This window comes from Hydrogenophaga sp. FG152, from assembly GCF_057809615.1.
In genome coordinates this window covers 78953-97941 of sequence record NZ_JBMDKH010000020.1, presented here as the reverse complement: position 1 = coordinate 97941, position 18989 = coordinate 78953, and the positions used below count along the sequence as shown (strand labels likewise).

The following is an 18989-nucleotide window of genomic DNA, read 5'->3' as shown; positions in this document are numbered from 1 at the left end:
GTGGGGTTCTTTTCGGGCTGGCGCATCCGCCCCGGTCAGAGCCGGGCGCCACCATCGATGCTCAGCGTGGTGGCGTTCAGGTAGGCGTTCTCCACCACATGGCGGACCAGGGCAGAGAACTCCGGCGCCTGCCCCATGCGGTTCGGGAACAGGATGACTTTCTCGATGATGTTTTGCGCCACCTTGGTCGGCATGCCGGCCGACATGCCTGTCTCGAACAGCCCCGGCGCGAGCGCGACGACCCGCACTCCGTGCTGCGCCAGGTCTCGCGCCACGGGCAGGGTCAGGCCCATGACGGCCGCCTTGCTGGCGCTGTAGGCGGCCTGCCCCATCTGCCCTTGCCAGGCCGCCCCCGACGATGTGTTGACGATCACGCCGCGCTCGCCGTCCACATTGGGTTCGTTTTGAGCCATGGCCCGGGCAGCGTGCCGGATGACGTTGAAGGTGCCGGTGAGGTTGACACCGATCACGCGGTTCCAGAGATCCAGCGGAAACAGCTCGCCCTTGGACAAGGTCTTGCACGGGCCCAGAATGCCCGCGCAGTTCACGGCCACCTGCAAGGACCCGAACGTGCGGACCGCGAACGCCACGGCAGCCTCCACACTGGCGTCGTCGGCCACATCCACTTTCAGTGCGCGCACGTTGTCGCCCAAAGGCGCCATCTCGCGCACCAGGCGGTCTTCGTCCAGGTCGACCGCCACCACCTTGGCCCCCGCATCGACCAGGGCCTTGCAGGTCGCCAGACCCAGGCCCGAACCCGCGCCAGTCACCAGCGCCACCGTGTTCTTGATGTCCATGTTGCTTGCTTCTTTCGGTAGGGCGCTCAGCGCGCCAGGATGGTGATGCAGGCCACGGCTTCCTCGATGCCTTCGAGACCACCGCCGTTTTCGGCCAATGCGATGCGCGCGCCTTCCACTTGCCGCGCGCCGGCTTCGGCGCGCAGCTGGGTCACCAGCTCATGCACCTGCGCCAGGCCTGTCGCACCCACCGGGTGCCCCTTCGACTCCAGCCCACCCGATGGGTTGATGGGAATGCGCCCACCGATGCGGGTGTCGCCCCGTTCGGCGATCACGCCACCCTGGCCGAACTCGCAGAAGCCCAGGTTTTCGGACTGGATGATTTCGCCCATGGCGGTGGCGTCGTGGACTTCGGCCACGGAGATGTCGTCAGGCCCCACACCGGCCAGCTCGTAGGCCCGGCGCGCGGCCAGCGCCGTGCAATGGTTGGCGTGGTCGTCCTCGCTGCGGGGCGAGCCGCTTTGCACGAGGGTGGCCAGCACCCGGATCGCCCGGCGCGCGTCGAGGCCCAGCCGCTGGAGCGCGGACCGGTTGCACACGATGACCGCAGCCGCACCGTCCGACACCGGCGAACACATCGGCAAGGTCAGTGGGTAGGTGATGGGCGGCGCGGCCAGCACGTCGTCGATGCTGTAAGCCACCTGGTACTGCGACAGCGGGTTGTGCACCGAGTGCACGTGGTTCTTGGCAGAGACGGCCGCCAGCTGCCGCTGCGTGGTGCCGAACGTGCGCATGTGGGAACGCGCGAACGCCGCGTACACGTCCATGAACACGCTGTAGGGCCGGGGTGAAGTGGACCCCTCGGGCACCACCACATCGCGCCCGAGCTTCATCAGGTCGTCGCGAATCTCGGCCGCCCGCGAGAGATCCCAGGCGCTGTCAAAGACCGAGAACATCTTCTGCTTGTCCGTGGTGAACATCTTCTCCGCGCCAATGGCCAGCGCCACATCACTTGCACCTGACCGGACGTGGTTGCACGCCAGCACAAACGCGGAAGATCCGCTGGCGCAGGCGTTCTCGATGTTCACCACCGGGATGCGCCCGATTCCCATGGCGCGCAAGGCGATCTGCCCGCGGATCATGTGCTGGCCTTCCATATGACCTTGGGAGGTGTTGCTAAAGAAGGCGGCTTGCAGGTCCTCCTGCCGCATCCCCGCATCCACCAGTGCCGCCTCGGTCGCCTCGCGCGTCAGCTGCTTGATGTCTTTGTCCAGATGTCGGCCAAACGGGGTCATCCCCACACCAACGACATAGATGTCTTCCAACACATTTCTCCTTTAAGCGGGTCGAATGGAGGCGCCGCTTCGACGCCGATCTACTGTTTATAAAGTTGTTTTACTGTAAAGTAGAATTTTGACGAAAGGACTAGGGAAATCCCGATGCCTGATCAGGCGGCGGTGGCCCGATCCGTCAGCGCCAGAAAGCGCAATCCCCTCACGGTCTCGACATCGCCTTCCGGCGTGACGCGGTACAGGCCACGCGCCACGTTGTGAGGGTGTTTGGCCGCCTCGGTCATGTTCAGCACCGGTGCGTAGCAGGCGTCCGTCCCCTCCAGAAGCTGTGTCCAGTGGGCACTGGGCAGCGATGCGAACAGCGCCGTCATCCGCGCCTTCAGCGCCGGCCACGCCGATCGGTTCATCTGATCGGACAACACCACATCAGTCAGCCCGAGCCGCTGCAGCAGCAGTGCGTAGAACGGTGGCTCGATGGCCCCCACGGTGATGTAGCGGCCATCCGAGCAGAGGTACCGGTCGTAAAAGGGCGAGTCGTGGAACACACTGGGCACCCCCGGATCAAAACCACCTGCGGCGCTGATGATCTGCACCAGCGGAGACAGCATGGCCAACACATCCACGATGGCGCCATCCACCACACAGCCCTGCCCGCTCGACCTGGCCGCCAGCAAGCCGGAGACCATGCCCAACGCGAAACCCAGCGCGCCCGCCGCATCGCCCAGCACCGTGGGGGGCAGCATGGGCGGGTGACCAGGGCGCTGCGTCAACGCCATGAGGCCGGTGAGCGCCACATAGTTCATGTCGTGGCCGGCGGCCTGCGCCAGTGGCCCGTCCTGGCCCCAACCGGTCATGCGCCCGTACACCAGGCGCGGGTTCAGCGGCGCACAGGCGTCCGGCCCAAGACCCAGGCGCTCCATGACGCCGGGCCGGTTGCCCTCGATCAGCCCGTCACTCGCCGCAACGATCTCCAGCGCGTGGGCGCGGCCGTGGTCCTCTTTCAGGTTCAAGACCACGCGGCGCTTGCCGCGAGACAACAAACCATCCTCACGCGGCGTCATGTCCTTGGGCAATGCGCCCGGTCCCGGGCGCGCCACCAGCGTGACCTCCGCCCCGAGTTGCATGAGCAGCAAGCCGGCCAGAGGCCCCGGTCCGATGCCCTCGAACTCCACTACTTTAATCCCCTTCAACGGAGACCCCTGCAATGCCGCCTGCTGGTTCATTCTGCTCTTTCGGTTGTGTGATTTTTACTGTAAAGTAAAATTAACAACCCTGCAGTAATGGAAATCACCAAGGGCCGGAATGCCGGTTGAATCGCAGAATCCGATCATGAAAAAACAAGCCATGGAGAGAGAAACAATGCCACCACCCGCCGTTGTCGTGGAAGTCCGCCAAGGGGCGATGTGGATCCGCCTGAATCGGCCGGAGGCCATGAACGCCCTCACACCGGAACTGCTCAGCGGCATTGATCAGGCCTTGAACGAGGCCGAGAAAACCCCCGAGGTGCGGGCGGTCGTTCTCACCGGCGCGGGCCGGGCCTTCTGCGCCGGGGCCGATCTCAAGTACGTTCGCGCACAATCGGACCCGGACGGCCCGCGTCGGTTTCTCGACTGTGTCCTGACCACGATGAATCGGCTGGACCGCTTTCCCAAGCCGGTGATCGCCGCGCTCAATGGGCTGGCCTTGGCGGGCGGCCTGGAGCTGGTCCTGTGCTGTGACCTGGTGCTGGCCGCTCGCGGCGCCAAGATCGGCGACGCCCACGCCAACTACGGTTTGCTGCCGGGCGGCGGAGGCTCGGTCCGCCTGCCTCGGGTCATCGGGCCCACGCGCGCCAAGTACCTGCTTTTCACCGGTGACTTTCTCACGGCCGAAGAGCTGGTGGAGGCCGGTCTGGTGAACCAGGTGGTGGAAGCCGGCGACCTGGAGGCTGCGACCCAGGTCCTGGTGGACAAGATCGCGACCAAGAGCCCGCTGGGCTTGAGGCGCATGAAGGCGCTGGTCGATGATGGCCTTCAACAGCCCATCGAGACGGCCTTGCGCCTGGAGCTGCTCACCTCGGAAGTGCACTCGCACAGCGCCGATCAGCGCGAAGGGCTGCTGGCATTCGAAGAGAAGCGCCCTCCCCGATTCACCGGCCAGTAGGCACAGGCCAGCCATGGAACACCCCATGCCACGGGATCGGCTCGCTGCACTGCGCGCGGCGCAGCAGCACGCCCACGACCGCGCACCCGCCATCCGCGACATCTACGAGCGTGCGCGCATGACGCCCCAGGACATCCGCAGCGCGGCCGACCTGGCGCGCCTGCCCGTCACGAGCAAGGATGCGCTGCTGGAGCGTCAACGCAAGGCGCCGCCCTTTGGCGGCTTCCTGGCCGCCGACGAAGCAGCGATCCGGCGCATCTTCGTGTCACCAGGCCCCATCTACGAACCGCAGCTGAACGACGACCAGGACGGTCACGGGTTTGCCCATTGTTTCCGGCAGGCAGGCATCGGTCCCCAGGACCGGGTACTGAACACCTGGTCGTACCACCTGGTGCCTGCGGGCATCCTGCTCGACCAGGGCATCGCGGCCACAGGCGCCACCGTGATCCCCTGTGGCCCGGGCGGCGCCGAGCAACAGGCCCAACTGATCCTGGAACTGGGCATCACCTGCATCTGCGCCTCCACCGCCTTCTTCGTCACACTGGTCCACACACTGGAGCAGCTGGGCCACGCGCTGCCGGCGGCCTGGAAACTCAAGTCGGCACTGCTCGGTGGGGAAATGGGTGACTGGATGGGCAAGCGGCGCGCGCTCGAGAGCCGCTACGGCATCAAGACCTTCTCGGCGTACGCCACCGGCGACTTCGGCCTCATCGGCCACGAAGAAGCCGGGCTGGAAGGCTACACCGTGCAACCGCACAGGCTGGTCCAGATCTGCGACCCGCAAACGGGCGTCCCATTGCCCTTGGGCGAGACCGGTGAGATCGTGGTCACCACCCTGGACCGCGGTTGGCCCCTTGTGCGCTTTGGCACGGGCGATGTGGCGAGTGGCTTGAGCACCACCGCCGATGGCTTCGTGGGCCGCATCGGCCTTCTCCAAGGCCGGGTCGGGCAGGCGGTGAAGATGCGGGAGATCTTCGTCTATCCGCGCAACGTGGACGAGGTGCTGATGCAGGTGCCACAGATCCAGCGTGCACAGTTGGTGGTCACGGCGCAAGCGCACCGCGAAACGATCACCCTGCGCGGCGTGCTGCACCCGGGCGTTGCGGCGCCTGCGGTCGAAATGCAGTTGCGGGAGGTCTTCAAGCAGCGCACGCGCCTCCGGCTGGACACCGTCGAATGGCTGGGCGTCGACGATCTGGCCACCGATGCCCCGGTGCTGGTCGATCGGAAGCACGCCTGAGCAAGGCCCGGCGGCGGCATCGGGCCGACGCAGGGTGTTCGCTCAAAGCGCTTCCAGGCGCTTCGCGGTGTCCCGCATGTGGACCAGGTACCGGTCCTTCATCTCCCGCACCGTCGTGAAACGCGGATTGACCGTGACGCTCAGGGCCAGCGGCTGGTGGAAGCCGGGTACGCTCACCGGAATGGCGATTCCCACCAGGTCCAGCTCGACCTCCTGGTTGACGGCGGCGAAACCGTCCTTGCGCACGGCCTTGAGGATCTCGCGCAGCTTCCTTTCGTCGGTCACGGTGTACGAGGTCAGCGGGCGGCGTTTGGTGGATCGGAAGTAGGCGTCCAGATCGGCAGCGGGCAGGCCGGCCAGCAGCACACGGCCCAGCGACGTGCAATAGGCGGGCAGCCGGCTGCCCATGCCAAGCGAGCGCTGCGTCAGGCGCCGGCTTTGCGAGCGCACGAGGTACACGACGTCGTGGTTGTTCAGGATCGCCAGGGCCGCGTTGGTGTGCACTGTGTCGCTCAAGGCATCCATCAGGGGCTGCGCCCGGTGGACCAGGTCGCTGGACGAGAAGAAGGCGTGCCCCAGGCTCAGCACGTCGGCGTCCAGCACGTAGCGCCGGCTCTCCCCCCGGACCATGCCCATCTGCTCCAGGGTGAAGATGCAGCGCCGCACCACCGCGCGGTCCAGCGCGGTCTTGGCCGCGATGTCCGACACGGACAATGGCGCATGTCGCTCGGAGAACGCCAGAAGCACCTGCATGCCACGCGCCAGCGAGAGCATGAAATCGGGGTCGCCCTTGCACAGCTCGGCGGCCTGCTGCACGCGGCCGAGGGCTGTGGTTCCGGGGTCGCTGGGGCGGGTGGGCATGGCGGGCGATATTCGCACAAAAGCTGAACCAGCGGTCGGCCACGCGCCCGGGACGCGCAGAAGAATCGGGCCTCCACAACAAAGGAACGAGACATGAACGAGACATTGACCTCCTCCGGCGGCCCTCGGCGGCGCGTGCTTCAGGCCGCAGTGGCCACCTGCGCCGCAGGCGCGCTGGCCTGGCCGCTGGGCGCCCTGGCGCAAGGCGCCGATGCGGCCGCCACGGCCTGGCCCGAGCGGCCGGTCACCTTCGTGCTGGGTTATGCCGCGGGCGGCATCAACGACGTGATCGCCCGCAAGCTCGCGGCCGAGCTCTCGCCGGTGCTGGGCGTGCCGGTGGTCGTCGAGAACCGCGCCGGCGCCAACGGCTCGATCGCCGCCGGCCAGGTGGCGCGGTCACGCGCCGATGGCTACACGGTGATGTTCGGGGCCATCGGCCAGGTCAGCGTCAACCCCTTCCTGTTGAAGAAAATGCCCTACGCGCCGGGTGACCTGATTCCCGTGGCCAAAGTGGCCGATGGCGCCAACGTGCTGGTGATCAACGCGGAGAAGGTCAAGGCCTATCCCAACGTGGCGCGCCTGGTGGAAGAGGCCAAGCTGCGCCCCGGCCGGCTCAACTACGGGTCTTTCGGCCCGGGCTCGTCCTCGCACCTGTCGGCCGAGCTGTTCGCCAAGGCGGCCGGCATCAAGGTGACGCACGTGCCTTACAAAGGCAGCGCGCCGGCCATGATCGATCTGCTGGCCGGCAACCTGGACTTCATGTTCGACAGCATCAACACCGCCCTGCCGCACATCAAGGCCGGCAAGATCATTCCGCTGGCGGTGACCAAAGCCGAGCGCTCCATCGCGCTGCCCAAGGTCCCGACCCTGGTGGAGAGCGGCCTGCCCGACGTCACCGTGGCCTCGTGGTTCGGCGTGCACGTGCCCAAGGGCACGCCGCCGGAGATCGTGAACAAGCTGAACGCCGCCATCCGCACGGTGCAGGCCAAGCCGGACTTCATCGAGCACTTCAGGCAGCAGAACATCGACATCACGCCGAGCACGCCCAAGGAGTACGGCGACTTCGTCGCCGCCGAGGACCGCCGCTGGGGCGGCCTGATCAAGGAACTGGGCATCCAGATCGACTGAGCGCCATGTTCCATACCGTAGACAGAATCCTGGTGGCGGTCCGCTCGCTCGACGAGGCCGAACAGAACTACACCGATGTGCTCGGCGCCTGCGTGGCCGGGGCGTTCGAGAGCGACTTCCTCAACGCGCGGGTCCGCCGCATGGCGATCGGCGGCTCCGAGGTGGAGCTGTGCGAACCCCGGGGCGATGGGCCCGTGCGGACGCACCTCGACCGTTTCGGCGAGGGCCTGCTGCGGGGCGGGGTGACGGCCGTCGACCTCGCCGCCTGCGAACAGCATCTGAAGGCGAACGCGGTGCGCTTCACGCGCGCCGACGACCGCCTGTACCTCGACAGCGCCGACCTGCACGGACTGCCGCTGACGGTGTCCGCCCACGCCCAGCCCGCCCGGCCGCGCGCGCCCGGGCCGATCGAGTTCCTGTACGAACTCACCATGGTGCTGCGCTCGCCGTGGCAGGCCGTGGCGGCGCGCTACACCGCCGCGCTGGGGCTGCAGGCCGATCGCATGGTGGGCATCAGCTTTCCGCGCTTCGGCTACGACGGCACGCTGATGCTGTTCGATCCCGACCGGCTGGATCGCATCGAACTCTCCGAGGCGCACGACCCCGCTTTCGCCATGGGCCGGTTCTCGGCCAAGCGCGGAGACGACCTGTACATGTGCTACGTGCAGACCGACGACCTTCAGGCCGTGATCGACCGCCTGGATCGGCGCGGCTGCCGCTGGACGCGGCGCACCCAGACGCCGCAGGAACGCGATGGCCTGTGGATCCACCCCAGCGCGCTCAACGGCGTGCTGATGGGCGTGTCCCGGCACTCGCTGGCCTGGCAGTGGTCGGGCCGACCCGAGCGGGTGCAGCCGCTGGCGGAGGTGTCGGCATGACGACGCACGTCTACGACCGCCAGTACATCGACGGCGCCTGGAGCGCGAGCCAGGGCACGGACTTCATCGACGTGCATGCACCGAACTCGGGGCAGCTGGCCGCGCGCGTGAACGGCGGCCACGAAGGTGACGTGGAGCGCGCCGTCCAGGCGGCCCGGCGCGCCTTCGACGGCTGGAGCGAACGGCCGCTGGCGCAGCGGGTGCAGGGGCTGCAGCGCTGGCAGGCCGCGCTGACCGAGCGCCAAAGCGCGCTGGCCCAGGCCATCGCGCAGGAGGTGGGCACGCCGCTCAAGATCTCGCAGATCGTGCAGGTGGACGCGCCGATCCGCAACATCACGAACTTCATCGACTGCGCCCTGGCCTTGCGCTGGTCCTCGCCGCTGGCGCACTCCGAACTGGTGCGCGAACCGTACGGCGTGGTGGCCTGCATCACGCCGTGGAACTTCCCGCTGCACCAGATCGTGCTCAAGCTCGTGCCCGCCCTGCTCGCGGGCAACACGGTGGTGCTCAAGCCCAGCGAACTCACGCCCCAGACCACGCAGCTGGTCTGCGAGGCCCTGCACGACGCCGGCCTGCCCGACGGCGTGGTCAACGTGGTGAACGGCCTGGGCACGGTGGTGGGCGCGCCCCTGGCCGCCAGTGCGTTCGTGGACATGGTCAGCTTCACCGGCTCCACCGCGGCCGGCCGCGCGGTCACCGCACTGGCGGCCCAGACCATCAAGAAGGTGGCGACCGAGCTGGGCGGGAAATCGCCCACGGTGGTGCTGCCCGGCGCCGACCTGCCGCGTGCCATCAAGGCCTCGGTGGCCTCGTGCATGTTGAACAACGGCCAGACCTGCAGCGCCCTGACCCGCTTGCTGGTGCCCCAGGCCCAGCGCGACGAGGTGCAGGCGCTGATCCAGCAGGAGCTCGCCAGGCTGACCGTGGGCGCGAGCATGGACGCGGCTTCGCGCATCGGACCGCTGATTTCGCGGCGGCAGATGCAGGGCGTGAACGCGCTGGTGGACGAGGGGGTGGCCCAGGGCGCACAGGCCATCCACACGCCCGCGACCCTGCCGTCGGACGGCTTTTTCGTGGCACCGCAGGCCTACTGGGTCACGCCGGCCAACCCGCTGTTCCGCCAGGAGGTGTTCGGCCCGGTGCTCAGCGTGAGCACCTACGGGGACGAAGCCGAGGCCGTGCGGCTGGCCAACGACACGGTGTACGGCCTGGCCGCCGCCGTCTGGGGCGAGCCGGCTGCGGCCCGCGAAGTGGCCGGCCGCATCCGCGCCGGACAGGTCGACATCAACGGCGCGCGCTTCAACCCGCTCGCGCCCTTCGGTGGCTACAAACAAAGCGGCGTGGGCCGCGAGGCGGGCCTGTTCGGCCTGGAGGAATTCATGCAGATCAAGTCCATTCAGATGAACCCGCCCGTGGCGCAGGGGGCGGCATGAGCGCCACACAGGCCGAAGGCACGCCAGTGAACGCGCAAGCCCTGGGCAACGTGCGCGTGCTCGACCTCACCCGCATCCTCGCCGGGCCCTGGTGCACGCAGACCCTGGCGGACATGGGGGCCGACGTCATCAAGATCGAGCACCCCACGCGCGGCGACGACACGCGCCAATGGGGCCCGCCCTACTTCCGCACCACCGACGGCCGCGAGGCGCACGACGCCACCTACTTCGCCTCGACCAACCGCAACAAGCGCTCGGTGGGCATCGACATCGCGTCGCCCGAGGGCGCCGAGCTCGTGCGCTCGATGGCGGCGCGGTGCGACGTGTTCATCGAGAACTTCAAGGTGGGTGACCTGGCCCGGTACGGCCTGGACTACGAGAGCATCCGCCGCGTCAACCCCGGCATCGTCTACTGCTCCATCACGGGCTACGGCCAGACCGGCCCCTACGCCGACCGCCCTGGCTACGACTTCGTCTTCCAGGCCGAAGGCGGGCTGATGAGCATCACCGGCGAGCGCGACGACCTGCCCGGCGGCGGGCCGCAGAAGGTGGGCATCGCGATGGCCGACCTCACCACCGGGCTGTACGCGTCCATCGCGGTGCTGGCCGCGCTCAACCACCGCCACGCGACCGGCGAAGGGCAGTACATCGACCTCGCCCTGCTGGACTGCGTGACCGCGCTGGCCTCCAACCAGGGTGCGTTCCACCTGGTCAACGACCTGGACCCGCGCCGCTGGGGCAACGCGCACCCGGCGCTGGTGCCCTACCAGGTGTTCGACACGGCCGACGGCCAGATCGTCGTGGCGGTGGGCAACGACGCCCAATGGGGCCGGTTCTGCCAGGCCGTGGACAGCACCACCCTGGCGGCCGACCCGAGGTTCGCCCGCATGTCCGGCCGCATCCGGCACCGCGAGACCCTGCTGCCCGAGCTGCAGGCGCTGATCGGACGGCAACCGTGCGCGCACTGGCTGGAGGCGTTCGCGCGCTGCGACATTCCGCATGGGCGCATCAACAGCTACCGCGAGACCTTCCAGCATCCCCAGATCGTCCACCGCCAGATGGCCGTGGAGGTGGGCAGCGACGACGGCGAAGGTTTCGTGCGCGGCATCGCCAACCCCATCAAGTTCAGCGCCACGCCCATCCGGTACCCGCGCGCCCCGAGCGCGCTGGGTCGCCACACGGCCGAGGTGCTCACGGACGTCATGGGCCTGGACGCGGCAGCGATCGACGGCCTGCGGCAGCGTGGCATCGTCACCTGCCACGAAGCCGACCCGGTGGGGGCGCCATGATCCGCTCGCACAACCACCAGGGCGTGCTGGAGATCTGCCTGGACCGGCCGGACAAGCGCAACGCCCTCAGCCACGCGATGTACGACCGGCTGGGTGAGCTGATCGAGCAGGCCAGTGCCGATGGCGCGTGCGCGGTCGTCATCCTGCACGGCGCGGGCGGCATGTTCACGGCGGGCGCGGACATCCAGGACTTCCAGACCCGGCGCGGCCACGAAGACTCGCCCGCCGTGCGCTTTCTGCGCAAGCTCGCCCGCACCGACGTGCCGGTGATCGCCGCCGTCGAAGGTTTCGCCATCGGCATCGGGGCCACCTTGCTGCAGCACGTGGACTTTGTCTACGCCACGCCGCAGACGCGCTTTCGCATGCCGTTCGTGGCCCTGGGCCTGTGCCCGGAAGCCGGCTCCAGCCTTCTGCTCGAACGGCTCGTGGGCGCGCGGCGGGCGCGCGAATGGCTGTTGCAGTGCAAGCCCTTCACCGGGCAGGAAGCGCATGCCGCAGGCTTCGTCACCGCGCTGGCCGAACCCGGCCAGGTGCTGGCCACCGCCCGGGCCACCGCAGCGGACCTGGCCCAGCTGCCCAGGGCCTCGCTGCGCACCGGCAAGGCGCTGCTGCGCCGAAGCCACGAGGCCGAATTGATGGGCGCGCTCGATGCCGAGGTCCGCGCGTTCGCCGACCTGCTCAACACGGAAGACACGCAGCGCATCTTCAAGGCTTTTCTCGAGAAGACCCGATGACGCCACCCGACGCGCTGATCGACGTGCGCTCCGTGGGCCGGGTCCGGGTCATCACCTTGAATCGGTCCCACAAGCGCAACGCGATGAACGCGGCCATGGTGGACCAGCTGCACGCCGCGTGGAAGGCCTTCTCGGCCTCGCGTGACCGCGTCGCGGTGCTGCGCGCCGAGGGGCCGGTGTTCACCGCCGGCCTCGACACCTCGGACGCCCCGGCGGACTTCTGGCGCGCGATCCCCGACCTGCCCTTTCCACTGGGCAAACCCGTGATCGCCGCGGTCCAGGGACCGGTGATCGCGGCGGGCGTGTCGATGGTGGCGTTCTGCGACCTGTGCGTGGCGTCCAGCGAGGCCAGCTTCATCTACCCCGAAGCGCAACTGGGCACGGCGGCGGGCCTGATCACCTCGCTGCTGCCGCGCCTGCCGCACAAGGTGGCGATGGAGCTGATGCTGCTGGGCCGACCCGTGGGCGCGCTGCGCGCGCACGAGGTCGGCCTGGTCAACCGCCTGTGCGCCCCCGGCGAAGAGACCATGGTGGCAATGGAGATGGCGCACCACCTGGCCGATGCCTCGCCGAGCGTGTTGCGCTTTCTCAAGCAGACCGCGCGCGAGGCGCTGGCCAAGGCACCAGTGGAAGCGATGGTCATGACCCAGTACCAGGCCCGTCTGGTGGCCGACAGCGCGGACGCGGCGGAAGGGGTGGCCGCGCGGCGCGCGCGGCGCGCGCCGCGCTTCACCGGGGCGTGAGAGGCCCCGCGCCCGATCCGGCCGCGTTGTCGAGCATGCGGCTGAGGAAGGACTGGAGCTGCTGCCACTCTTCCCTGGAGAAACCTGCCAAGCGCGCATTGAGCACCTCGCACAGGACGAACGGGATCCCGGCCGCCGCGGCGCGGCCTTGTGGCGTGAGCGCCAGATCGACCACCCGCCGGTCCTGGGCGGAGCGGGTGCGGCGCACCAGCCCTTTGCGTTCGAGCCGGTCCAGCGTGCGGGTCATGGCGCCCGCATCCATCAGGCACGCGGCCGCCAGTTCGGCCACGGTGCGACCCTGGCCCAGGTGCAGCTTGTAGATCGGCATCCACTGCGCGTGCGTCAGGCCCTGGGACGCCAGCAAGGCATCGATGTCGTGACCGAGGCCGTTGACGATGCGCTTCATCAGATAGCCCACGTTCTGGTCCGCGGGAAGCGCATCGGGCCGGTAGAAAGCGGCGGGTGGGGGCATGGGTGCGGCCTAGCGGTTCATGACAAGGGGCATGTGCACCTCGACGAAATCGCCCCGGAAGATGCCCAGCGATTCGTAGACCAGCACACCATCGATGTCGGTCGCGGACCGGGCCACCGTCAGCACCGGCGCCCCCGGCTCCAGCACCAGGCACTCCGCGGTCCGCAGGTCCGCGACCGCCGCGCGCACGGTCTGCTGCGCCGAGGCGATCCCGCCGGCCAGGTGCTCGTTCAGCACGACCATGGGCAGGGGTTTGGCGAACCGCAGGTGCCCGATGGATTCATAGGCTCGGGCTTCGATGTAGGTCGTTCCGATGCCGTATGGCACCTTGTGCCGCAGCATGCGGCGGCGCAGGAAGCGGTAGGCGGGTGCCACGGCGCCGATGGGGTGGGCCGGTGAAGGGGGGCGGTCGGCCATGCCGTCCTCGAGCACGTCGAATTCGATGTCGGGCACGGTGGACAGCAGCTCGTCCCAGGTAGGCGGCACCCGGTAGAACACCTTGGAGGCTGGCTTCTCCACCACGAAGGTGCCCCGGCCCTGCTGCCGCTGGATGAGGCCCTCGGCCTCCAGCAGGCCCAGCGCGTGCCGCAGGGTCACGCGCGCCACGTGGAACTCCGCCATGAGTTCCTCGAGCGCGGGAATGCGCTCGTGCACGGTCCACTCGCCGCTTTCGATGCGTTGGCGGAACAGCGCGTACAGCTGCGCGTACATCGGCGGGCCGCCGGTGCGGGGCGCGAAGGACCGCAGATCGAGCATCAGCGCGCCAGGGCGATCACGTCCAGCGCGAACAGCGCGCCGCCGCCGGGCGAGGCATTCGGGTCGGCCACGCCCACGGCGGTGCGCGCCGGGGGGTCGGCCGGGAAGGCCTCCACCCAGGCCTGGTGGAAGGCGTCGCGGTGGCGCAGGTCGCCCAGGTAAAGCGTGACCTTCACCACGTCGGCCAGCGTGCCGCCCGAGGCCTTGAGCACCTCCGACAGGTTTTTCAGCGCCAGGCGCGCCTGCTCCAGAGGATCGGCGGGAAACCGGCCCGTGCCGGGTTCCCGGCCACGGACCACCGACAGGAACAGGAAACCGCCGGCGCGCACGCCGGGCACCATGCCCGCCATGCGCTCGGGCGCGGCATCGGATTGGGGCATGGTGGTCCTATCCATGCAGAAAGTCCCTGATGAGCCGGGCCGAGGCATCGGGCGCGTCGGTCTGCACCTGGTGGCCGGCGCCCTCCACCCATTCGATGCGCGCGGCGGGCAGCAGGTCCGCCAGGGCCTGGCCCGTCTCGGGCAGCGCGAAGGTGTCGGCCTTGCCCCAGAGGATCAGGGTCGGGATGCGCTCGGTGAGGATGGGCAGGGCGCGCTGCCATTGGGTCTGCAGCGACAGCACCGGGTCGTTGCGCACGTGCTCGATGCCCGCGGCCATGCGACGGAAGGCGTCCAGCGCGCCCGGCCGGGTGGCGGCGGCCTGGCGGTCATCGATCAGCTTGTCCGTGATGCGCGACGTGTCGATGATGAGCGCCTCCAGCAGCGCCTTCATGCCTTCGCGCGTGCCGTCGTAGCCCATGAGGGCTTTCATCGCGGCGTTGGGCGCCTGCTTGATGCCCATGGACCCGGCGATGGTGAGTGAGGAGACGATGACCAGTTTCTTCACGCGGTCGGGGTGCAGCATCGCGTAATAGACCCCGGCCCAGGCCCCCTGCGAATTGCCGATGAGGCTGCAGCGGTCGATCGCCAGCGCGTCGATGAAGTCGGCGGTGTGCCGGGCCCGGCTGATCAGGCCATAGGGCGTGGGCGCGTGCACGTCGGTCAGGCCGAAGCCGCCGATCGAGTCGGGCGCCAGCACATGGAAATCGTTGCCAAGCAGGGGCAGCACCGGGCCCATGCCGGAGGCGCCGGAAGAGCCGGCTCCGCCGCCGTGCAGGGCGAGCACCTTGTGCTCGCCGTCGCCGGCTTCGGCGTAATGGGTTCGCACGCCCTGGGCGACGACCCAACGGGAACGCACTGGGTTGGAGTTCATGAAGGGATTCCTTTCTATGGGTTTACGGTTTCAGCCCACGCCTGGCGTACTCGGCCACGTAGCGCACGCCCACGGTGCCAGCGAAGTTGCGGACCAGCAGTGGGTGGACGCCCCACTGGTAGAGGGTGGCGACGTCCTTGGCGAAGATCGCGGCCTTTTCTTCCGCCGTGAGTTCGTAGCCCTGGAACGTGGCTTCGGGGTTGTCGCGCAGCGCGCTCTGCAGCGCGGCGCTCTTGTCGAAATCGAACAGGAAGCGTTCGAGCGCGTGCCGGTTCATGCCTGCATCTCCAGCACGCCGATGCCCGTGCTCCAGGCCCGGACCGGTTCGTAGGCCAAGGACCTTGCCGCGCGCGCGCCGAAGGCCCCGGCCGCGACCAGCCAGTTGCGGATCTCCGCCGCGCCGTTGCCGGCCGTGCGGATGACCTCGTCCGAGTCCCAGCGCGCGATGGCCTCGAAACGCCCCTGCGTGAAGTCGTCGAGGAACTGCCGGTCGAAGGCCTCGTTGATCGTGCCGGTCTGCGGCGTGCCCACCCAGTGGCTGATGCCGCCCGTGCCCACGATCGCGACGCGCTCCACCACGCGCTGCGCGCGCAGGGCCTGGCCAAGCGCCTTGCCCAGTTCAAGGCATCGCTGGTGGGTGGGCAGCGGTGACACGGTGCAGTTCACGTAGAGGGGGAGCACCGGCATCGAAAGGCGCTTGAACATCAGCTGCAGGGGGCAGGCGAAGGCGTGGTCCAGCGGCATGCCCCGGGCGCTGGCCACATCGAAGCCGCCCTGCACCAGCGAGGCGTGAACGGCCTCGCCCAGCCCGTCGATGCCATCGAAGTCCCGCTGCGGCACACCGAACTCCCCGTGGCCGCGGAACTTCGTGCCGGTGCCGAGGGAGAACACCGGCAGGTTGGCGTAGTCGAAGGTGAGGAAGTGGTCGGTCGCGACCGTCACCAGCACCTGGGCGCCGGAGCGGTGCAGCGACTCGGCCAGTTCGTCGAAGGCCGCGAACACGCGTCCGACGCGCTCGCCCTCGCCATCGCCCGCCTTGGGCGCGCGCATCATCGCCCCGGTGTGCGAGCAGACGCCGCCCCACACGATGGAGGCGGTCATTTCGGTGCCTCCAGATGTCCCCGGAAGAAGGCGACCATGCGCCCGTAGGTCAGCTTCGCCGCTTCGGGTGAGTAACGGTCCAGCGTGTCGTCCATGTAGGCGTGGCGCGCGCCCGGGTACAGGTGGAAGTCAACAGGCACCGGGGCCTGGGCTTCCAGCGCGGCCTTCAAGGCCTGCGCCTGGTCCAGCGGGATCGCCTCGTCCGCCTCGCCGAAGTGCAGCTGCATGGGCGCGGCGATCTTGGGTGCCAGCCCGATGCGCGAACGGGCCTGGCCATCCGGCGTGTACGCGGCCGGGATGACCGGCAGCGCGTAGAGCACGACCGAACAGGCCAGGTCCCGGGTCTGGGCCGCCCAGGCGAGCACCGTGCCCCCGCCCAGGCAGTAGCCGACGGCACCGATCGCCTTCGGGTCCACCCGGGGCTGGGTTCGCAGCCACGCGAGCGCGGCCTGGCAATCGGGCACCACCGTCTCGTCCCTGGCCGCGATGAAGGCCTTGCTGCGGCGCTCTTCCGCTGTGGTGTGGTCCTGCGGCGGGCGGCCGCCGATGCGGCTGTACGGGTCCACCGTCAGCACGATGAAGCCCTCGGCGGCCAGGCGCCGCGTCTCGGCCTGCCGGTGCTCGGTCACGCCCAGGTTTTCGGGCGCGCAGACGATGGCCCCCACGACCTCGGTGCCCGGGGGCTCGGCGAGGTAGGCGCGGACCTGGTCCGCGCCGCTCGGGAACGTGATCCAGCGCGCGTTCATGCGGCCACCTCGATGTCGAACAGGCAGGCTTCCCCTTTGCGGCGCACTTCCACGTCGAGCAGTTGCGCGCAATGCGGGCAGGCGTGCTCCACCACTTCGAGGTCCTGGTGCACCTTCACGCGCGGGCCCAGGTCGGCGGGCTGCGCCACGTGCTGGCGCGCGTAGTCCTTCCAGTTCTCGCCCGCCGGCGCGACCGCCGTGTCGCAGGCTTCGCAGACGAAGTAGGCACCGTCGGCCCCGCGCTGCAAACGGGCCACGTCGCCGACGATGGCTTTGACGCCGTCGCGCTTGTCGAAGCGGAGTTTGCCGGGCAGCGCGCGCGCCGCCGTCCACTGCAGACGCGACGCGCGGATGTGGCGACGTCGCTCTTCGGTCGCCGCCGCGTCGAGGCGCCCGTCCGTCACCACCACGCCGAAGATGGTCTTGGCCACCGCCTCGGAGAACACGCCCTGGGCCACATCGTCGGCCACCCGCGCCGGCTCGCGGCGCAGCGGGTCGCCCCAGCCTCCACCAGCGGTGGGGTTGCACTCGTAGACGTCGTTGCGCTCGAAAGGGAACTCCGGTGGCTTGGCGGTGAACACGGTCTCGTCGCCCTCGATGCCGTCCAGGCGGTCCGGGAAGATGCCGTCCTGCATCAGCGCGCGGATGTTCGAATGCCGCAGCAGCCGGCGGTGGTTGCAGCCGCTGGGATAACCACCGAAGAGGCCGCGCGAGGTGGGCGACTCGTAGCCATGGCAGGCCACCAGCGACTCGACCTCGTCGACCCCGTGCAGCACGAAGGCCGCGCCGGCCGCCTGGCCGCCGACCGAGGCGCCCGCGCCGGAACTGTCGGTGATGATGCGGCGGTACAGGTAGAGCACCGGCAGCTTCAGCTCGGTGGCCTCCACGTTGGGGGCCTTGCCGGCCGTGATGTTGCGTTGCCCCGAGACGCTGATGCCGTCGCGGTGCGCATAGGCGCCGCCGCCGGAGAGCATCACTTCGAGGATGGGCGCCGTCGCGGGCTCGCCGTACTGGTTCTGCCCGTGGATGTGGAACAGGTCCGGGCCGCTGGCCGGTGCGGCCTGGGCTTCGCGAAGGTAATCCGGGTGGCTGGCCATCAGCTTGGACATCACTTCAGTGGTCGTGACCTCGATCAGCCACATCGCGCCCAGCGGGCCCTGGCTGCAGGGCGCCGGGAACTTGCAGGAGACGATGGAGCCCTCGGTGGACAGCACCTCCAGCGGGCGCAGCAGGCCGTCGTTCCAGGGCAGGTCGTAGGCGATGATGGGCAGGATGCCCGCGTAGATGCCGGCCAGCAGGCCGGTGCGCGTGGCGTTCACGAAACCGGGCGCCTGGGCGTCCGAGCCGGTGTAGTCGAAGACGATCTTCTCGCCCTGCTTGCGCAGTTCGACGTGGATCTTGTAGATCTTGTTCTCGAAGCCGTCGTGGTCCAGGAAGGCCTGCGCGCGGAAGACCCCATCGGGCAACTCGAGCAGGCGCTTGCGCATCTTCGATTCGGAGAGGTCCATCATGCCGTCCATCACGGTAAGCACGGTTTCCACGCCGTACTTGCGCACGGTGTCGAGCAGGCTCTTGATGCCGATGTGGTTGGCTGCCATCAGGCCTTTGAGGTCCAGGCTGATGTTGGTCGGCAGGCGCGACATGCCGGTGATGAAGTTCAGCACATCGCTGCGCAGCTCGCCCCGGTCCACCAGTTTCACCGGCGGGATCAGCATGCCTTCCTGGCGAATGTCCTTGGCCATGGAGGCGAAGCTGCCGGGCACCATGCCGCCCACGTCCAGCTGGTGGGCGCAAGCCCCGGTCCAGCCGATGCGGCGGCCCTCCACGAAGATCGGGGCCAGGATCCCGATGTCCGGGCAGTGCAGCGCGCCCTTGTGCGGGTGGTTCACGATGAACATGTCGCCCTCGTGGATGCCCACGGTCTGTTCGCAGTCTTCGATGACGTGCTTGACCATCAGCGAGAGCGAGGCGGCGTGGAAGGTCACCGTCTTGCCCATGGTGACGACCTCGCCAAACGCGCGGTAGAGGCCGGTGTTGAAGTCGGTTGCCTCGTTCACGAGGGCTGAGCCCGACACGGAGGCCAGCGTGCTCGCCTGTTCGTCGGTGATCGACAGGAGTCGGTGGCGGATCACCTCGAAGGTGACGGCGTCGACGTCTTTCTTTTGGTACTCGAATACGTTGCTCAT

Annotated in this window: 20 protein-coding genes; 8 read left to right on the top strand and 12 right to left on the bottom strand. The window is 68.8% G+C overall.

Annotated features, from left to right (window positions below; translation table 11 throughout):
- Positions 1-35 precede the first annotated feature (35 nt).
- From ACODTB_RS21695 to ACODTB_RS21685, 3 genes are all read right to left on the bottom strand, one after another.
- On the bottom strand, positions 36-797 hold the full coding sequence (locus ACODTB_RS21695; protein ID WP_291114688.1) for an SDR family NAD(P)-dependent oxidoreductase: 762 nt from the start codon (positions 795-797) through the stop codon (positions 36-38).
- 26 nt (positions 798-823) lie between these two features.
- Complete coding sequence (locus ACODTB_RS21690; protein ID WP_291114686.1) at positions 824-2062, bottom strand: thiolase family protein; 1239 nt, start codon at positions 2060-2062, stop codon at positions 824-826.
- Between the two features lie 122 nt (positions 2063-2184).
- The gene (locus ACODTB_RS21685) at positions 2185-3252 is read right to left on the bottom strand and encodes a CaiB/BaiF CoA transferase family protein (protein ID WP_291114684.1); all 1068 of its coding nucleotides are present in this window, start codon (positions 3250-3252) and stop codon (positions 2185-2187) included.
- Positions 3253-3388: 136 nt separating this feature from the next.
- Between ACODTB_RS21685 and ACODTB_RS21680 the strand changes: the two genes are divergently transcribed.
- Together ACODTB_RS21680 and ACODTB_RS21675 are read left to right on the top strand one after the other, a co-directional pair.
- Positions 3389-4171: an enoyl-CoA hydratase/isomerase family protein gene (locus tag ACODTB_RS21680; protein ID WP_291114682.1), complete on the top strand. Its 783-nt coding sequence runs from the start codon at positions 3389-3391 to the stop codon at positions 4169-4171.
- Positions 4172-4196: 25 nt separating this feature from the next.
- Positions 4197-5411, top strand: a complete 1215-nt coding sequence (locus tag ACODTB_RS21675) for a phenylacetate--CoA ligase family protein (RefSeq protein ID WP_291114680.1) — start codon at positions 4197-4199, stop codon at positions 5409-5411.
- 42 nt (positions 5412-5453) lie between these two features.
- Here the strand turns inward: ACODTB_RS21675 and ACODTB_RS21670 are convergent, their stop codons facing one another.
- On the bottom strand, positions 5454-6272 hold the full coding sequence (locus ACODTB_RS21670; RefSeq protein WP_291114678.1) for an IclR family transcriptional regulator domain-containing protein: 819 nt from the start codon (positions 6270-6272) through the stop codon (positions 5454-5456).
- A gap of 93 nt (positions 6273-6365) precedes the next feature.
- On the opposite strand from ACODTB_RS21670, the gene ACODTB_RS21665 reads away from it, so the two are divergent.
- Genes ACODTB_RS21665 through ACODTB_RS21640 form a run of 6 tightly spaced genes read left to right on the top strand, consistent with a single transcriptional unit; the run spans position 6366 to position 12477 of the window.
- Positions 6366-7400 carry a Bug family tripartite tricarboxylate transporter substrate binding protein gene (locus ACODTB_RS21665; protein ID WP_291114676.1) on the top strand — a complete coding sequence of 345 codons (1035 nt, stop codon included), beginning with the start codon at positions 6366-6368 and terminating at the stop codon, positions 7398-7400.
- 5 nt (positions 7401-7405) lie between these two features.
- Positions 7406-8278: a VOC family protein gene (locus ACODTB_RS21660; RefSeq protein WP_291114674.1), complete on the top strand. Its 873-nt coding sequence runs from the start codon at positions 7406-7408 to the stop codon at positions 8276-8278.
- Positions 8275-9711, top strand: a complete 1437-nt coding sequence (locus ACODTB_RS21655; protein WP_291114672.1) for an aldehyde dehydrogenase family protein — start codon at positions 8275-8277, stop codon at positions 9709-9711. Before ACODTB_RS21660 ends, ACODTB_RS21655 begins: the two co-directional genes overlap by 4 nt.
- Positions 9708-11000 carry a CaiB/BaiF CoA transferase family protein gene (locus ACODTB_RS21650; protein WP_291114670.1) on the top strand — a complete coding sequence of 431 codons (1293 nt, stop codon included), beginning with the start codon at positions 9708-9710 and terminating at the stop codon, positions 10998-11000. Before ACODTB_RS21655 ends, ACODTB_RS21650 begins: the two co-directional genes overlap by 4 nt.
- Positions 10997-11734: an enoyl-CoA hydratase/isomerase family protein gene (locus ACODTB_RS21645; RefSeq protein WP_291114668.1), complete on the top strand. Its 738-nt coding sequence runs from the start codon at positions 10997-10999 to the stop codon at positions 11732-11734. The genes ACODTB_RS21650 and ACODTB_RS21645 overlap by 4 nt, the downstream gene beginning before the upstream one ends.
- Positions 11731-12477 (top strand): enoyl-CoA hydratase/isomerase family protein, encoded by a 747-nt coding sequence (locus tag ACODTB_RS21640; protein ID WP_291114666.1) that lies wholly within the window; start codon positions 11731-11733, stop codon positions 12475-12477. The genes ACODTB_RS21645 and ACODTB_RS21640 overlap by 4 nt, the downstream gene beginning before the upstream one ends.
- On the opposite strand, the gene ACODTB_RS21635 is transcribed toward ACODTB_RS21640, so the two are convergent.
- The 8 genes from ACODTB_RS21635 to ACODTB_RS21600 are packed head-to-tail and all read right to left on the bottom strand — an operon-like array spanning position 12464 to position 18989.
- A complete protein-coding gene (locus ACODTB_RS21635; protein WP_291114664.1) occupies positions 12464-12949 on the bottom strand; it encodes a MarR family winged helix-turn-helix transcriptional regulator in 486 nt (161 codons plus the stop codon). The two genes, ACODTB_RS21640 and ACODTB_RS21635, sit on opposite strands and share 14 nt — an antisense overlap.
- Positions 12950-12958: 9 nt before the next feature.
- Positions 12959-13705, bottom strand: a complete 747-nt coding sequence (locus tag ACODTB_RS21630) for a GntR family transcriptional regulator (protein ID WP_291114662.1) — start codon at positions 13703-13705, stop codon at positions 12959-12961.
- Positions 13705-14085, bottom strand: coding sequence for a RidA family protein (locus tag ACODTB_RS21625; RefSeq protein ID WP_291114659.1), 381 nt, complete (start codon positions 14083-14085; stop codon positions 13705-13707). Before ACODTB_RS21625 ends, ACODTB_RS21630 begins: the two co-directional genes overlap by 1 nt.
- 7 nt (positions 14086-14092) lie before the next feature.
- Positions 14093-14956: an alpha/beta fold hydrolase gene (locus ACODTB_RS21620; RefSeq protein ID WP_291114657.1), complete on the bottom strand. Its 864-nt coding sequence runs from the start codon at positions 14954-14956 to the stop codon at positions 14093-14095.
- Between the two features lie 22 nt (positions 14957-14978).
- The gene (locus ACODTB_RS21615; RefSeq protein ID WP_291114655.1) at positions 14979-15233 is read right to left on the bottom strand and encodes a hypothetical protein; all 255 of its coding nucleotides are present in this window, start codon (positions 15231-15233) and stop codon (positions 14979-14981) included.
- Entirely contained in the window at positions 15230-16057 is an 828-nt protein-coding gene (locus ACODTB_RS21610; protein WP_291114653.1) for a DODA-type extradiol aromatic ring-opening family dioxygenase, read from the bottom strand. The genes ACODTB_RS21615 and ACODTB_RS21610 overlap by 4 nt, the downstream gene beginning before the upstream one ends.
- Positions 16054-16803, bottom strand: a complete 750-nt coding sequence (locus tag ACODTB_RS21605) for a dienelactone hydrolase family protein (RefSeq protein WP_291114651.1) — start codon at positions 16801-16803, stop codon at positions 16054-16056. The genes ACODTB_RS21610 and ACODTB_RS21605 overlap by 4 nt, the downstream gene beginning before the upstream one ends.
- Positions 16800-18989: a hydantoinase B/oxoprolinase family protein gene (locus ACODTB_RS21600; protein WP_291114649.1), complete on the bottom strand. Its 2190-nt coding sequence runs from the start codon at positions 18987-18989 to the stop codon at positions 16800-16802. The genes ACODTB_RS21605 and ACODTB_RS21600 overlap by 4 nt, the downstream gene beginning before the upstream one ends.

Excerpts from the sequence above, each read along its gene's own strand:
- ACODTB_RS21610 (WP_291114653.1), bottom strand. The coding sequence starts at position 16,057 with ATGACCGCCTCCATCGTGTGGGGCGGCGTCTGCTCGCACACCGGGGCG.
- ACODTB_RS21655 (WP_291114672.1), top strand. The coding sequence starts at position 8,275 with ATGACGACGCACGTCTACGACCGCCAGTACATCGACGGCGCCTGGAGC.
- ACODTB_RS21685 (WP_291114684.1), bottom strand. The coding sequence starts at position 3,252 with ATGAACCAGCAGGCGGCATTGCAGGGGTCTCCGTTGAAGGGGATTAAA.
- ACODTB_RS21605 (WP_291114651.1), bottom strand. The coding sequence starts at position 16,803 with ATGAACGCGCGCTGGATCACGTTCCCGAGCGGCGCGGACCAGGTCCGC.
- ACODTB_RS21645 (WP_291114668.1), top strand. The coding sequence starts at position 10,997 with ATGATCCGCTCGCACAACCACCAGGGCGTGCTGGAGATCTGCCTGGAC.
- ACODTB_RS21600 (WP_291114649.1), bottom strand. The coding sequence starts at position 18,989 with ATGAGCAACGTATTCGAGTACCAAAAGAAAGACGTCGACGCCGTCACC.
- ACODTB_RS21680 (WP_291114682.1), top strand. The coding sequence starts at position 3,389 with ATGCCACCACCCGCCGTTGTCGTGGAAGTCCGCCAAGGGGCGATGTGG.
- ACODTB_RS21675 (WP_291114680.1), top strand. The coding sequence starts at position 4,197 with ATGCCACGGGATCGGCTCGCTGCACTGCGCGCGGCGCAGCAGCACGCC.
- ACODTB_RS21665 (WP_291114676.1), top strand. The coding sequence starts at position 6,366 with ATGAACGAGACATTGACCTCCTCCGGCGGCCCTCGGCGGCGCGTGCTT.
- ACODTB_RS21670 (WP_291114678.1), bottom strand. The coding sequence starts at position 6,272 with ATGCCCACCCGCCCCAGCGACCCCGGAACCACAGCCCTCGGCCGCGTG.
- ACODTB_RS21615 (WP_291114655.1), bottom strand. The coding sequence starts at position 15,233 with ATGAACCGGCACGCGCTCGAACGCTTCCTGTTCGATTTCGACAAGAGC.
- ACODTB_RS21660 (WP_291114674.1), top strand. The coding sequence starts at position 7,406 with ATGTTCCATACCGTAGACAGAATCCTGGTGGCGGTCCGCTCGCTCGAC.
- ACODTB_RS21695 (WP_291114688.1), bottom strand. The coding sequence starts at position 797 with ATGGACATCAAGAACACGGTGGCGCTGGTGACTGGCGCGGGTTCGGGC.
- ACODTB_RS21625 (WP_291114659.1), bottom strand. The coding sequence starts at position 14,085 with ATGCCCCAATCCGATGCCGCGCCCGAGCGCATGGCGGGCATGGTGCCC.
- ACODTB_RS21630 (WP_291114662.1), bottom strand. The coding sequence starts at position 13,705 with ATGCTCGATCTGCGGTCCTTCGCGCCCCGCACCGGCGGCCCGCCGATG.
- ACODTB_RS21650 (WP_291114670.1), top strand. The coding sequence starts at position 9,708 with ATGAGCGCCACACAGGCCGAAGGCACGCCAGTGAACGCGCAAGCCCTG.
- ACODTB_RS21640 (WP_291114666.1), top strand. The coding sequence starts at position 11,731 with ATGACGCCACCCGACGCGCTGATCGACGTGCGCTCCGTGGGCCGGGTC.
- ACODTB_RS21635 (WP_291114664.1), bottom strand. The coding sequence starts at position 12,949 with ATGCCCCCACCCGCCGCTTTCTACCGGCCCGATGCGCTTCCCGCGGAC.
- ACODTB_RS21620 (WP_291114657.1), bottom strand. The coding sequence starts at position 14,956 with ATGAACTCCAACCCAGTGCGTTCCCGTTGGGTCGTCGCCCAGGGCGTG.